The organism is Planococcus antarcticus DSM 14505 (genome assembly GCF_001687565.2).
Taxonomy (GTDB): domain Bacteria; phylum Bacillota; class Bacilli; order Bacillales_A; family Planococcaceae; genus Planococcus; species Planococcus antarcticus.
On the sequence record NZ_CP016534.2, the window covers coordinates 314,126 to 327,932 of the forward strand.

General features: G+C 44.2%; 12 protein-coding genes. 9 read left to right on the plus strand and 3 right to left on the minus strand.

Annotated elements, in window-relative coordinates; genetic code table 11:
- Positions 1–55: 55 nt before the first annotated feature.
- A complete protein-coding gene (locus BBH88_RS01710) occupies positions 56–616 on the minus strand; it encodes a nitroreductase family protein (protein ID WP_006828185.1) in 561 nt (186 codons plus the stop codon).
- A 154-nt stretch (positions 617–770) separates the two neighbouring features.
- Here BBH88_RS01710 and BBH88_RS01715 point away from each other — a divergent pair, with 154 nt between their 5' ends.
- A complete protein-coding gene (locus tag BBH88_RS01715; RefSeq protein ID WP_065536248.1) occupies positions 771–2,174 on the plus strand; it encodes a protoporphyrinogen oxidase in 1,404 nt (467 codons plus the stop codon).
- Positions 2,175–2,792: 618 nt separating this feature from the next.
- Here the strand turns inward: BBH88_RS01715 and BBH88_RS01720 are convergent.
- Complete coding sequence (locus BBH88_RS01720) at positions 2,793–3,848, minus strand: C40 family peptidase (RefSeq protein WP_065536247.1); 1,056 nt, start codon at positions 3,846–3,848, stop codon at positions 2,793–2,795.
- A gap of 479 nt (positions 3,849–4,327) precedes the next feature.
- On the opposite strand from BBH88_RS01720, the gene BBH88_RS01725 reads away from it, so the two are divergent.
- Together BBH88_RS01725 and BBH88_RS01730 are read left to right on the plus strand one after the other, a co-directional pair.
- Positions 4,328–5,884: a fatty acid--CoA ligase gene (locus BBH88_RS01725; protein WP_065536246.1), complete on the plus strand. Its 1,557-nt coding sequence runs from the start codon at positions 4,328–4,330 to the stop codon at positions 5,882–5,884.
- A 67-nt stretch (positions 5,885–5,951) separates the two neighbouring features.
- On the plus strand, positions 5,952–6,347 hold the full coding sequence (locus tag BBH88_RS01730) for a hotdog fold thioesterase (protein WP_065536245.1): 396 nt from the start codon (positions 5,952–5,954) through the stop codon (positions 6,345–6,347).
- A gap of 50 nt (positions 6,348–6,397) precedes the next feature.
- On the opposite strand, the gene BBH88_RS01735 is transcribed toward BBH88_RS01730, so the two are convergent.
- Complete coding sequence (locus tag BBH88_RS01735) at positions 6,398–6,925, minus strand: methylated-DNA--[protein]-cysteine S-methyltransferase (RefSeq protein ID WP_065536244.1); 528 nt, start codon at positions 6,923–6,925, stop codon at positions 6,398–6,400.
- A 197-nt stretch (positions 6,926–7,122) separates the two neighbouring features.
- On the opposite strand from BBH88_RS01735, the gene BBH88_RS19080 reads away from it, so the two are divergent.
- The 6 genes from BBH88_RS19080 to BBH88_RS01760 all read left to right on the plus strand — a co-directional run bounded on the left by BBH88_RS19080 (position 7,123) and on the right by BBH88_RS01760 (position 13,693).
- Entirely contained in the window at positions 7,123–7,263 is a 141-nt protein-coding gene (locus BBH88_RS19080; RefSeq protein ID WP_154669113.1) for a hypothetical protein, read from the plus strand.
- Between the two features lie 118 nt (positions 7,264–7,381).
- Positions 7,382–8,344: a hypothetical protein gene (locus tag BBH88_RS01740; protein WP_006831059.1), complete on the plus strand. Its 963-nt coding sequence runs from the start codon at positions 7,382–7,384 to the stop codon at positions 8,342–8,344.
- A gap of 359 nt (positions 8,345–8,703) precedes the next feature.
- Complete coding sequence (locus BBH88_RS01745; protein WP_006831058.1) at positions 8,704–10,368, plus strand: formate--tetrahydrofolate ligase; 1,665 nt, start codon at positions 8,704–8,706, stop codon at positions 10,366–10,368.
- 164 nt (positions 10,369–10,532) lie between these two features.
- Positions 10,533–12,032 carry a carboxylesterase/lipase family protein gene (locus tag BBH88_RS01750; protein WP_006831057.1) on the plus strand — a complete coding sequence of 500 codons (1,500 nt, stop codon included), beginning with the start codon at positions 10,533–10,535 and terminating at the stop codon, positions 12,030–12,032.
- A 30-nt stretch (positions 12,033–12,062) separates the two neighbouring features.
- Complete coding sequence (locus BBH88_RS01755; RefSeq protein ID WP_006831056.1) at positions 12,063–12,290, plus strand: hypothetical protein; 228 nt, start codon at positions 12,063–12,065, stop codon at positions 12,288–12,290.
- A 101-nt stretch (positions 12,291–12,391) separates the two neighbouring features.
- Positions 12,392–13,693 (plus strand): DUF4139 domain-containing protein, encoded by a 1,302-nt coding sequence (locus BBH88_RS01760; protein ID WP_006831055.1) that lies wholly within the window; start codon positions 12,392–12,394, stop codon positions 13,691–13,693.
- Positions 13,694–13,807 lie beyond the last annotated feature (114 nt).

The window sequence follows — 13,807 nt, forward strand, 5'->3', positions numbered from 1 at the left end:
TTTTAGCGAACCAAAAGAGATGGCGCAGATTGCGCCATCTCTTCAAATTGTTTTATTACTCGCTAATGATAGTCAATTTCTCACGGATATCCGTGCGTTCCTGTTTAGTAGGAACGTGGGCAGGGTAGCCGATCATCATCGTAGCGACGATTTTCTCGCCTGGCTTCACACCGATGGCCTCGCGGAACACAGGATTGTAGATCCAGTCGTTGGAGCGCCAGATCATACCGATGCCGCGTTCCCAGGCTGCCAGCTGAAAGTTTTGCAGCATGGAAGAAACTGCGCCATAGTCTTCGTCCCATCTTCTTTGTCTCGGGTCTTCGGGCATGATGACGACCAAGTGAAGTGGAATGCTGCGGAAGTAATCGGCTTTATTGAGCACTTTTGGTGGGGTTTCTCCATCCGGAGTAAGCATGGATTCAATAAATGCCTGAACAAATTTTTCTTTGCCAGCATCTGTATACAGCTGAAAACGCCAAGGTTCGTTAACTTTATGATTGGGTGCCCATTTGGCGACATTCAACAGTTCGATAATTTCCTCAAGATCGACAGCATCAGCTTTGAATTTCTTGATTGAGCGTCTTTCTATGATATTCTGGTCAATAGCGTTAATCATTAAACGTCTCTCCCTTCCGCATAGAAAATACGGGTATCTATCTTTTATCCTACCATGGGGACATCGAAAAAGCGTATTAAAAAAAGACAAAAAGATTCCTGCTGACAGTTCGAAATATTGGTAGAATGTAAGCATAAGCAAGGAGTGGATAAAGTTGAAAAAAGCTGTAGTCATCGGAGGAGGCATCACCGGCCTTTCCGCAATGTATTATTTGCAGAAGCTCAACCTGCAGGAAAACCTCAATCTCGAATTGGTGCTGATTGAGCGGGAGCCGCAGCTGGGCGGTAAGATCAAGACCGTAACAGGTGACGAATTCGTCATGGAAGTCGGGGCAGACTCCATTGTTGCACGTCATGCGAGCGTTATGCCGTTGATTGAAGAGTTGGGATTGGGAAATCGGATGGTCTACAATGGTACTGGAATTTCTTATTTATATGCCAATAAGGTACTGCATGCTATTCCAAAAGATTCTGTTTTTGGTATTCCGATGAGTAAAGAAGCATTATTTAGTTCAACGCTCGTTTCTGAAGAAGGCAAGCAGGCAGCGTTGAAGGATTTTAACAGTGTCAATGAAAGTTTTACACGGGACAGTTCGATCGGTGAGTTTCTTGAAGCTTTTCTGGGCAAAGAATTGGTTGAAAACCAGATTGCGCCTGTTTTATCCGGTGTCTATTCGGGCAATCTCCATGAACTGACGCTGGCGTCGACTTTGCCGTACCTGGTTGATTACAAAAATGAATACGGCAGCCTTATTAAGGGGTTTGAAGCGAATAAGGAATTTTTCCAAGGAGTGGCCAATAAAAAATTCATTTCATTTGACGGAGGCATGGAGGTTCTGATTGATAGACTGGAAAATAAGCTGGACCATACCCGCATATTGAAAGGGGTCGGAACCAAGTCGATCAATAAAAATAAGGAAGGCTACCGGGTGGAACTTGAAGATGGAGAGATGATAGATGCCGATTACGTAATTTTGGCCACACCTCATCAAGTTGCGCAGCAGCTTTTAGGGATAGTAGAGCTGGATATCGAATTCGATCAGTTTCTAAATTCTTCGTTAATCAGTGTCTATCTCGGATTTGATATTCTAGACGAGCGACTGCCAAAAGATGGTACCGGATTTATTGTGTCACAAGAAAGTGACCTGCACTGCAATGCCTGCACCTGGACCAGCCGGAAATGGCGCCATACCTCGAAAAGCCATAAATTACTGGTTCGGCTATTCTATAAGAGTTCGCATCCTTCTTATGAAATGCTAAAAGGTTTATCTGAAGAAGAGCTGGCGAAAGTAGCGATGGAGGATGTCCGAAAGAGTTTGGGGATTGAAGAAGCGCCTCTGGCTGTCGAAGTGACTGGCTGGGAAAACTTGATGCCCAATTACCATATGGCGCATAAAACCGCTATCAGCGCACTGGAGCTAAAAATGGAAGAATTGGTTCCGGGTATTAAATTGGCAGGTTCCTCATATTTTGGAGTGGGAATTGGTGCCTGCATACAAAACGGTTCTGATCTGGCGAAAATCATCGCGAATGAGTTAGCCGATAGCGAAGAAGAGTGAAAAAGAGGCCTTAGTGGGCCTCTTTTTCTAATGGATAAAATTCTGTAGGAAGCTCGAATTCTTTTTGTGGACATAGAAAAAAGCCAGTAATCCAGCAGCTGGATTACTCCTACTGGGGCACCCCAGCTGGTTGTTAAACCTGTTTTGTTTGTACTCATGAATCGAACACCTCATTCTCTTATGTATAAAAAACACTACAAACTTCATGATATCAGTATTTAAATTAAAATTAATTCTAAGTGATAATTATTATAATTAATGGAATTCTCTTTGTGCCAAACTGCTGACTTGCATGTGGAAAACAAAGAAGAGCAGCACCGAATGGACCGGTACTGCTCTTCTTTGTTATAGTAGGCGCTTGCGCTTTTCTTTATTGTCCAGACTCCAGCGCCCAGCTCTTCGGGTCATAAGTCAACTCAGCTGTGTGGCAAAGAACGCCACTTCGCTGATCTGCCTTATGCCCGTCAAAGCTACACGGGCGCTTGCGCTTTTCTTTATTGTCCAGACTCCAGCGCCCAGCTCTTCGGGTCATAAGTCAACTCAGCTGTGTGGCAAAGAACGCCACTTCGCTGATCTGCCTTATGCCCGTCAGAGCTACACGGGCGCTTGCGCTTTTCTTTACTTCATTGCGTTTAGACGCTTGTAGCTGTCGAAATGTTTGCCCCAGTAGCTGTCGTTCAAGCTAGTAATTTGAACCCGATTGCCGCCAGCGTGAATAAAGCTGTTGTTGCCGATATAAATGCCCATATGTGAAATTCCTGCACGGTATGTATTCTTAAAGAACACTAAATCGCCGACTTGAGGAGAACTTACTGTATAGGATGATGCATCATAACCTGTGGTGTTGGTTCTGGGAACGTTTACCCCGGCCTTGTTGTAGACGTAATAGATAAAGCCACTGCAATCGAAACCACCTGGTGCAGCGCCGCCCCATTTGTAAGGTGTGCCTAATAGGGAATTAGCTGTAGCAATAAGTGTAGAAATATCTCCTGATGGCACAGGCGCAGTGGTAATTGGATTAGAAACGGTTACTGGCTGGCTTACTGCTGAACTTGCGTCGATTTTTAGTGCCTGTCCGACGCGGATTGAACTCGTTTTCAATCCGTTAGCGCTCATTAATTTCGAAACGGATGTGCCATGGCGTTTAGCAATATTTGTTAGGGTATCGCCACTGACCACGCGATATGTGCTGGTTGTAGAGACAGCTGGAGCTGTTGCAGGAGCTTTGACGGTCGTTGCTGGTGCAGAGGCTTGAACTTTTCCGCTGACCGTTAACTTTTGTCCAGGGCGAATGGCACTGCCTGACAGTCGATTCAGTTGTTGGACGGAACTGACGCTGGTGCTGTGGATCCTTGCGATATGCGACAACGTGTCTCCTGCTTTTACCGTATATGTATTTTTTGAGATTGCCGATGTTTTAGGAGTGCTGCCCTTTTGTGGAGTAGCAGCTGGAGCTGAAGCGGCTGCGACCTTGATTTTCTGGTTTGGATAAATAGAGTTGGATGCTAGCTTGTTCCAGGTGATCAGCTGATCGACTGAAACATTATTACTTGAAGCGATTTTCCATAACGTATCTCCTGGTTTAATCGTATAGTTACTAGCTTCTGTATCCGAAATGCCAATTGCCAATGATAATGTGGTAGCTGCAAATAACGTAAAAATAATTTTCCTCATCCTCAAACCCCTTTTTCTGTTTATAGATAATTCAATCTATTATCTATGATTTACTTAAGTCTATATAATTAATTTAATATAGGCAATAAGTTTCAATATTACATTTGTGTTACAAAAACAAAAGTAATGAAAAGATGGTTTTACATTCATTGCCACTTTGGTTGAGTTCGCCTAATTAAAGAATTGCAGAAAGCGACAGTTTGTATATAAAGTTTATCGGACTTATTTCACAAATGTTAATAGCCAATACTAAATTACTGCTTTTAATTTGTTAATTTTTTTCTGCAAAATCAAAATAAGAAAAAATGAGTGGGAAGTCTTTTGCAATGATTTCTTTTTGAGTACATCTAAATAGAAAAAAGGACTACTTTCTTAAGCAAAGATGAGACTTTGAGTTGTTGCAATATTACCTTTTTTCTGACATCATATAAGAAAATGGGCAAAGAGAACGGTTACATTAGAAGGAGGAGAAGTAAAGAATGTATGCGACACTTGGCAGAATCTTTGATCAGACAGTAGGCCAATACCCGGACAGAGAAGCGCTGGTTGATATAAGGAGAGGGAAAAGATGGACCTACTCGCAATGGAGTGATGAAGTTCATCGTTTAGCAAATGCGCTGACCTCGGCAGGAGTCAGCAGAGGTGACCGTGTTTCAAGCTTTTTGTTTAACAATAGTGAATTGCCTACTACATTATTTGCCTGTGCCAAAATTGGAGCTATTTTTAATCCCATCAACTTTCGTTTAAAACCCGAAGAGTTGGTATATATTTTAAATGATGCGACGCCTGAGGTTGTTCTCTTTGAAGAAGCCTTAAAAGACACGATCAAAAGAGTCGCTGCACAGTTTCCAAGTATTCAATTCTGGTTTATAGACAGCGATGTGCCGGAGTATGCAGTGAGCTATCAGGAACAGGTCAGCGCAGCGCCTCCGACAGACCCATTTGTGCAAGTTGATGAAATGGACACCTACGCTATCATGTATACGAGCGGGACGACAGGTCGCCCCAAAGGTGTGATTCATCGTCATCGCGATATGGCTGAACAAAGCATGACATGCATTGCGATGCTGAAATACACGAAAAATGATGTAGGTCTGGTTATTGCACCAATGTTTCATTGTGCTGAATTGCATTGCTGCGTCATTCCGCGCGTTCAAGCAGGGGCATCGAGCGTCATCATGCATCAATTCGACCCTCAAGCTGCAGTCGAAACTGTCGAAAAAGAAAAAGTTACGGTCATGTTTGCCGTACCGACCATGTGGAGCGTGATGGCTGATTTAGATGGGGCAGACGCGAAGGTCAAAACGCTACAGCGTGGATTGTACGGTGCCGCTCCAATGGCACCTATATTGGTGAAATGGGTCAAAGAAGTTCTGGGAATTGAATTGATTCAGGCATATGGCCAAACGGAAATGGGCCCGGCCATCACGTTTCTCGCCGAAGATGAGCAGTTGACTAAAGCGGGATCTGCCGGCAAACCTGCCTTTAACCACGAAATTCGAATCGTTCGCCCGAATGAAAAAGGGCCATCAGAACCGGATGACAGAGTAGGGGCATTTGAAGTCGGGGAAATCATTGTACGAGGGCCGAGCATGATGGCAGGTTATTTCCATCGTCCACAGGCAACGTCTCGCGTGCTGTATAAAGGCTGGTATCACACCAGTGATTTAGGGTATGTGGATGAAGACGGCTATTTGTTTGTGGCCGACCGAGTGGACGACATGATCATCAGTGGCGGCGAAAATATCTATCCACGTGAAGTGGAAGATGTTTTGCATGAGCATGAGCTCATCCAGGATGTTGCTGTTCTTGGGATTCCTGACGAAAAATGGGGAGAGGCAGTAATGGCGTTTATTGTCGTCAAGGATGCGTTACTGACTGAGCAGCAATTGGAAGAGTTTTGCGTCAATCACGATAAGCTTGCACGCTTCAAACGTCCGAGAAATTATCGCTTTGTCGATGAACTACCGCGTAATGCCAGCGGAAAAATACAAAAATTCCTGTTGCGTGAGCTCTATGCTAAAAACAAAGCTTAAGGAAACGGCTCCTCAGCCAACATACTAAAAGCTGAGGAGTTTTTAAATTGAAAAGGAGAATGCTATTATGCAAATGAAACCGGTAGAAGAAACAATTGCAGGTGTATTGGGAATTGAATTCGGTGAGATCACACCGGACAAAGTACTAGCGACGATGCCTGTACATGCAGCTACGCACCAGCCATTCGGACAGCTGCATGGCGGTGCTTCTGTAGTATTAGCTGAGTCGGTTGCCAGTGTCGGAACTTGGCAGTTGATCGATCAGGAAAACGAAATTGCCGTTGGCTTAGAGATCAATGCCGATCATCTTCGCGGCAAGCAGGAAGGAATGGTCACCGCCATCGGTACGCCATTACATAAAGGCAGAACAACAATGGTCTGGGATATTAAAATCGTCGATGAAGAAGAAAAACTTATTTGTGTATCGAGATGTACAGTAGCGATTGTTAAAAAGAAAAAATAATGGATTTGAATAAAAAACGAACTCCCGCTTCTTCAGAAGCGGGAGTTCGTTTAGTTTCTTGCTGAATTTTGTATTTCTAAATCGAGTAAAAAACGTTTGAAAGCAAGGCCGCCCCTGTATCCTGTCATGGTGCCGTTCTTGCCGATGACGCGGTGACATGGGACAGTGATAAGCAGGGGGTTTGCACCAATTGCGGTTGCCACTGCCCGAACGGCTGACGGCCTGCCGACGCGATTGGCAATTTCAGAGTAAGAGATGGTTTGCCCATATGGAACTTCTTTCAATGCCTGCCATGTTTGTTGCTGAAAGGGAGTGCCTTTTACGTCGATAGGTAATGAAAATTTTTGCTTTGAACCCTTCAGGTAAGACGTTAATTCCTGACTATAGTGAGCCAGAAAGTCATCGTTGATTTCCAAAGTAGCCGAAGGAAACTGTTTTTTAATATAAGCCGTAAATTCTTCAAAGCTCCCACTTGGAGAGCTTACATAACACAATCCATTTTCTGTTCTGGCAATGAACAGCTGCCACGAATCCTGTACGATGCTTGACCAATAAATGCGGTGATTGATACTTGGCATGTCTTTTCATCCTCCCTATAATTTGTGAGGCAAGTCATGATTTTAACTATATGGCTTTTGCTTCTAAAATACTAACTACAAAATACGATTTTGCTTCAGGAAAAGCAAGATGTGAAATTCTTGGAGAGGAACAATTTTCAATTTCAATAGCTAGTATACGGGAATAAGACAATGAATAAAGAGAAGGAGGGATTACAATGGCGAGAGACAAAAATTTAGAGGAATTAAAGCAAAAGCAACTGGAAAAGGAAATGAGGGAGCAGGAAAAAGACATGGAGATAACAGACGGCGGGAGGGTCCCAGACCTGCAGGATGATCCAGAAGATAAGGAAGGCTAGTACGGACAATAGAAGAGAAAGTCATTTCCCGCATTTCGGTTTCGACCGGCGTGCGGGTTTTTCGTTGAGAGGCATGTTAATATAGACACTATCAAAATGCAAAGAGAGAGTGGTTTATATGTTCAATTCCTTAGCCGAATTAATGGAAGAAAAGAAACTGACAGACAAACGCTCCATCCCTTGGAATCAGATTTGCCAGGAAGAGCAGTTATCGGAACGATTCATGAAAGAAAACCTGGATCAAGTGAATTGGAAGCTAATTTCACGTCACCAGAAATTATCGGAAGGCTTTATCCGGAAGTATAGAAATCGCTTGTTTTGGGATGAAATTATTAAGAAGCAAAGACTTTCTGAAACCTTTATCGAGAAATACGCGGATAAAAAGAAATGGCGCTCAATCGCTGCAGAAGAACTTAGTAAAAAGCAGCAAAAGATGGTTGAAAAAGAAGGCGCCCCGTTTGATGCGGTAGAATACTGGAAACTTGTTTCGATGAAGCAACAGTTGGCCAACTCCAAAGGATTGTCGCCTGCGTTTATTGAGAAGCACCAGGACAAATTGGCTTGGGCAGAGCTGTGCCGCTATCAGTATTTGCCAATGCCATTGATTCATCGCCATGCTCGTCATGTAGACTGGACGCGGGTAACGCGCCACCAGATTTTATCTGAGCGTTTTATCGAGAAGTACAGCAACGACGTAGAATGGGAAACCATTTCGTTTCATCAGTCTTTGTCCGAACGCTTTATCAACCGGCATCACGCAAAAATGAGCTTTATTTCAGCGGAAGAAGGGCGTTCGGAAGGGTTCCTTTATACCCACTTCAACAAGTTGGATGCAGCATCGATTTTGGAGCACCAGCAATTGAAAGAAGTGAAAAAGTACGAGACTCTAGATGTCTATGTGTTGACTAAAAATGGTCAAAAAAAATACATTCTTAAGTTTCATGATCTTATCAAAAATCTGGAGCCGGTCCAAAAAGCCGATGAAGAAGAACTCTATGAGCAGTTGGAGGAAAATGATCTATTGGCAACAGTAGAGGAAGATTTCCCGGAACTGACGATCATTGGGGATGTTCGGTTCTAATGGGTGATTTGGGCTTTTGGAACAAGATGAAAACAGATTTTTAGTGTTTCGTGAGGGAAAGAAAAAAACAGCTATAAAATTTTGACTAAAGAAATCGTTTTTCAATTCAATGAGGGTGCGTAAACGAAAAAGTCGCTCAAGACGGACGCTTTGTGCCCATAGGATTTTGGTCCAAAAGCGGAGCTGGTTTGCGGAATATCGACAGGCTGAAACCATTCGTTCAACTTGTATAGAAAATTATTTTTCAGTTTGTATAAACATAGTAATCGCCTTTCTACAATTTAGAGAGGCGGTTATTTTTTCGTTTTGATGAAAAACAAGGTATACTGAATGAAAAATTGAAAGTTGGGATTTTATTCATGGCGTTTACGGATTTATCGATTGCGAGCGAAGCGACTATCCTGCCGATTCTGGAAATTGCAGAACAGGCAGGCATCTCTAAAGAAGCCTTGGAATTATACGGAAACTTTAAAGCGAAAATCAATGTGGATCGATTGCCGCCTGTTCAAAAAATGGGACAAGTGGTTTTGGTGACAGCGATTAGTCCGACTCCTGCCGGAGAAGGGAAGTCTACTGTTACGGTAGGGTTAGCGGATGCGTTTAAACAATTGAATGAATCGGTGGCAGTTGCGCTACGCGAACCATCTTTAGGTCCAGTCATGGGGATGAAAGGTGGGGCTACGGGCGGCGGATTTGCACAAGTTCTGCCAATGGAAGACATTAATCTGCATTTCACAGGAGATATCCACGCCATCACTTCAGCAAATAACGCATTGGCTGCGTTGATTGATAATCACTTGCATCAAGGAAATCTCTTGAATATCGACCCGCGTCGTATTACGTGGAAGCGCGCGCTGGATATTAATGATCGTGCACTACGCCAAGTAACCATTGGGCTGGGTGGTCCAGGGCAAGGAATTCCTCGCCAGGACGGCTTCGACATTACCGTGGCTTCAGAAATTATGGCAGTGCTTTGTTTGGCAACTTCTTTGGTAGACTTAAAAGAGCGACTGGCACAGATAGTCATCGGCTACACGTATGATAAAGAACCAATCACGGTAAGAGACCTTGGAGTGGAAGGGGCTTTGACGTTATTGCTGAAAGAAGCCTTTAAGCCTAACCTGGTCCAGACGATTGAAGGAACACCTGCCATCATCCACGGCGGTCCGTTCGCCAACATCGCCCATGGCTGCAACTCGTTGATTGCGACGAACACGGCCAGAAGAGTAGCGGATATTGTGGTGACGGAAGCGGGATTCGGAGCAGACTTGGGTGCAGAGAAATTCATGCACATCAAATCGAGAAAAGGCGGATTCCATCCGGATGCCGTCGTAATCGTAGCAACTATCCGTGCGCTAAAAATGCATGGCAGTGTTGCGAAAAATCTATTGGTAGAAGAAGATGCAGATGCCGTTAAACGTGGCATGGTCAATTTAGAAAAGCATGTGGATACGATTCGCCAATTTGGTATTGAGCCGGTTGTGGCGCTAAACCGCTTTGCCGGTGATAGTAGAGCGGAGTTAACGGCAGTATTGGATTGGGCGGAAGCAGAAGGGGTTGCCGTTGCTATGACGGAAGTCTGGGAAAAAGGTGGACAGGGTGGAATTGCCCTGGCCAAGCTGGTCAAGCAGGAATTGCAGCGTCCAACAAATTTCCAACACCTGTACAAAGAAGACGATGCGATTGAAGATAAACTTCGGACAATCGTTCAAAAAGTATACGGTGGAGCGGATATTCAATTATCGGACCTCGCGCAAAAGCAACTAGTCGAATTGAAAAAATACGGCTGGGATTCCTTGCCGATTTGTATGGCGAAAACGCAATACTCGTTATCGGACCAGCCTAAATTAATAGGTCGTCCTGAAGGGTTCACCATTACGATCCGTGAAGTTATTCCAAAGCTGGGTGCAGGATTTTTGGTCTGCCTGACAGGAGATATCATGACCATGCCAGGTCTGCCCAAGAAGCCTGCTGCACTGAATATGGACGTTACTGCTGATGGGAAAGCCATCGGTTTATTTTAACAGCCAAAGACTCGGGCAAAAGCTCCGGGTCTTTTTTTCTGTTCAAATAAGGTATGTGCTATAATTTTTTTGATTGTACTAAATAATCAGATAAAATAAGGCTATTCAAGCCGATGAATGTTAGAATATAGGGGACAAAGCACCATCGGTAAGGGGAGAAAACTATGACGGCAACCATTGTTGAAAGTGTATACGGAAAGCTGAGAGGCCAGCAGCAGGGGAATGTGATTGTCTGGAAAGGCATTCCTTATGCCAAGCCGCCTATCGGCGGTCGACGTTTTCGTGCACCACAGCCTCCGGAGCCATGGACAGAAGTGCGTGAGGCTGTTTTATTCGGTCCGGCCGCTATTCAGGCCTCTAATGGAATCATGGAGTTTTTAGGCAATCAAACAGATAATACTAGTGAAGATTGCCTTTACTTGAATGTCTGGTCACCTGCAGCTGACAGTAGACGCCGTCCGGTCATGGTATGGATTCATGGCGGCGCTTTTACGTCCGGAGCAGGCTCCAGCCAGACCTACGATGGCCGTTCTTTTGCGGCTGAAGGGGACGTTGTTGTCGTAACATTCAATTACCGCTTGGGAGCTCTCGGTTTTTTGCACCTGGGTGATGTTGGCGGCGATAATTTTTCAGAGTCCTGCAATTGCGGTATTCAAGATCAAATTGCGGCTCTTCAGTGGGTACAAGACAACATTGGGAAATTTGGCGGTGATCCGAAGCGCGTAACGGTTTTCGGCGAATCTGCAGGTGCCATGAGCATCGGTGTCTTGTTGGCAGTTCCAAAAGCAAAAGGGTTGTTCCATCAGGCGATTATGCAAAGTGGTGCAGCAGCAACCGTTCTCAGTTCGACCATCGCGGGAAAAGTCAGCGGTCGCCTTTTGGCTGCGCTAAAAATTGGTCATGGTGAAGTGGACAAGATTAGGCAAATTCCAGCACAGCAATTAGTCGATACAGCGGCTTTATTGCCTGCAATGAGTCTTGTTCCGGTGATAGAAGGCGACTTGCTCCCTATGCATCCAGAACAAGCCGTAGCGGAAGGGATAGCGAAAGAGATTCCAGTCTTGATTGGTACGAATAAGGACGAATACCGGCTCTTTAGTTTTTTTGACCCTCGTTGGAAGCAAAGCGATGCGGAAGAAATTTCTTCCATTTTCGAGCATGCATTCGGCCTTAATTGGCAGGGGATTTCACAACACCTAATCAATGGAGAAGAGCTGAATCAACGAATCTACGATAACTTGATGACGATGAGCCTGTTTACATTTCCGGCTTTGAAACTTGCAGAACTTCAGGTGAAAATAGGTGCTCCGGTATGGATGTACCGGTTCGACTGGGAAACTCCTGCTTACGGTGGAGAGCTGAAAGCCTGCCACGGCTTAGAACTGCCATTTGTTTGGAATACCCTTTCAAGAGCGGGAACGGAAAAGTTAACCGGAATTCTAAAAGAGCGAAAGAAGTTAGCGGAAGAAATGCATCACTCCTGGATTTGTTTCGCCCAAAGCGGCAACCCGAACACGCCCAAGCTTCCCGAGTGGAGTGCTTATAATCTCCAACACCGACCAGTCATGATATTCAATCGAGAAAGTGTACTCGTCCATGACCCGAACAGCGAAGAGCGTAAAAATTGGGGAAGCCTTATGAGGCATTTAGAAAAAATCCAGTAACAGAAAAATAAAGAAACGGTGGGAATGAATATGAAATGCCAAATTACTGTCACCGATTTTACTGAGCAAGGAACAGCGATTTACATAAAAATTGAAGTTTATGACCATCAAAAAAAACACCGGCATCAGGAAGAATTACGCTTTTTAGGAGATTTGTTATATGGCGATTTAGTGCATCCGAAAAAATCGCCTTTATCAGAAGAATGCCGCTTGGATACTATTGCTTACCTGAAACAATATTTTAAATCGATAGGCTGAGCTTGGATGATCTAATTGCTGGTGCAGCAGAAGCACGAAAGAAGTCTTGTTTTTGTTCAAGTTAAACAGTCAAATCAGGTCTTGGAAAAGGAGAGATCCAAATGAAATTCCAATCAACGCGTCAACAACAGACAGCCTTAAGTTTGACCGTCTATAACGATGGATTCGGATTGGTCAAAGAGACACGAACGATTCCAGCAAACAAAGAAGTAACTGAAATCCAATTTATGGATGTCGCTTCGGGAGTTGAAACTGAATCCGTCTTGGTCGATGGAATCCACGTACTGGAACAAAGCTATAATTATGACTTAATCAACAAAGAGAAGCTCTTGGAAAAGTACATGGACGATGTGATCACTGTGAGAAATGCAGAGCTTGATGAAGAGATGCAAATCCGCTTGCTTTGTGTTTATGGTAGTATCATCGGTGAACGTGTCGATACGAAAGAAGTGGTCATCGATCCGATTGGCGAGCTGATACTCCCTTCGTTGCCGGAAGGACTATTGACGAAACCGGCATTGATATGGAAAACAGCTTCCATCGAAACGGACCTAGAAGCGAAAGTTTCCTATTTGACACAAGGATTGGAATGGCAGGCAAGTTATGTCGCAGAAATTCGCGGCTCCCAATTGACTCTCTCAGGCTGGGTCCAGCTTTCCAATAACAGCGGCATGAGTTTTTTTGACAGCCGGCTCAAGCTGGCTTCTGGTAAGGTAAACCGCTATGTAGATGCTCGTCCAATACATGAACAAGCCAGGCTGTTTGCTAAAGCCGAGGAATCGGAATCTGCTTTCCGAGAGCATAGCTTCGCCGATTATCATGCTTACAGCATCGAGCGTCCAGTGACTCTGTTGCACGGGCAGACGAAGCAAATTAGTTTCTATAAAGCACAGGACGTGGCTTTTCGAAAGATCTATAAAGTAGAACCGGGCAGTCAGCAGGCAAAGGTTATAGTGGAATTTGACAATACCTCAGCCAATCATATGGGGGTTCCATTGCCGAAAGGGATTTTCAAAGTGTACGAGCAAGACCGAGATGGTGAAATGGAGTTTATCGGGGAGAATGCTATCGGCCACACTGCGGCGCAGCAGGAAGTATCAGTGGTCATAGGAGAAGCGTTTGATATTATTAGCAAAAACTGGGAGAAAAGGCGTGGCAGACACGGGCATTTTGACTATGTGACGTACGTATACAAATTGCAAAACCGGAAATCGGAATATGTGCGAATCGAAGTCAACCATCAAATTCACGAACGGATTTGGCAGATGGAATCGTCCAGCCATGATTATGAATTGAAGAAGTCAAATGAACTTGAGTTCCGCGTGCGCATTCCTGCCGGTAAAGAAGCGGAAGTGGAATTCACTTACAAAGTGGATAGAAGCGCTGATGAGCATATTAAATAAATATAGAGCTGGTTATCTAAATTGATAGAAATAGAATTTCTTGTTTTAGGAATTATAAAAATAAATTTCCTCTTATTGGGGTTCCTTTTTCATTTTTTTGATAAAATAAACTTA

Bases quoted from the DNA above. Each gene is read 5' to 3' on its own strand.
- BBH88_RS01745 (WP_006831058.1), top strand. From the start codon at position 8,704: ATGGCGTTTACGGATTTATCGATTGCGAGCGAAGCGACTATCCTGCCG.
- BBH88_RS01710 (WP_006828185.1), bottom strand. From the start codon at position 616: ATGATTAACGCTATTGACCAGAATATCATAGAAAGACGCTCAATCAAG.
- BBH88_RS01725 (WP_065536246.1), top strand. From the start codon at position 4,328: ATGTATGCGACACTTGGCAGAATCTTTGATCAGACAGTAGGCCAATAC.
- BBH88_RS01750 (WP_006831057.1), top strand. From the start codon at position 10,533: ATGACGGCAACCATTGTTGAAAGTGTATACGGAAAGCTGAGAGGCCAG.
- BBH88_RS19080 (WP_154669113.1), top strand. From the start codon at position 7,123: ATGGCGAGAGACAAAAATTTAGAGGAATTAAAGCAAAAGCAACTGGAA.
- BBH88_RS01720 (WP_065536247.1), bottom strand. From the start codon at position 3,848: ATGAGGAAAATTATTTTTACGTTATTTGCAGCTACCACATTATCATTG.
- BBH88_RS01740 (WP_006831059.1), top strand. From the start codon at position 7,382: ATGTTCAATTCCTTAGCCGAATTAATGGAAGAAAAGAAACTGACAGAC.
- BBH88_RS01730 (WP_065536245.1), top strand. From the start codon at position 5,952: ATGCAAATGAAACCGGTAGAAGAAACAATTGCAGGTGTATTGGGAATT.
- BBH88_RS01735 (WP_065536244.1), bottom strand. From the start codon at position 6,925: ATGCCAAGTATCAATCACCGCATTTATTGGTCAAGCATCGTACAGGAT.
- BBH88_RS01755 (WP_006831056.1), top strand. From the start codon at position 12,063: ATGAAATGCCAAATTACTGTCACCGATTTTACTGAGCAAGGAACAGCG.
- BBH88_RS01760 (WP_006831055.1), top strand. From the start codon at position 12,392: ATGAAATTCCAATCAACGCGTCAACAACAGACAGCCTTAAGTTTGACC.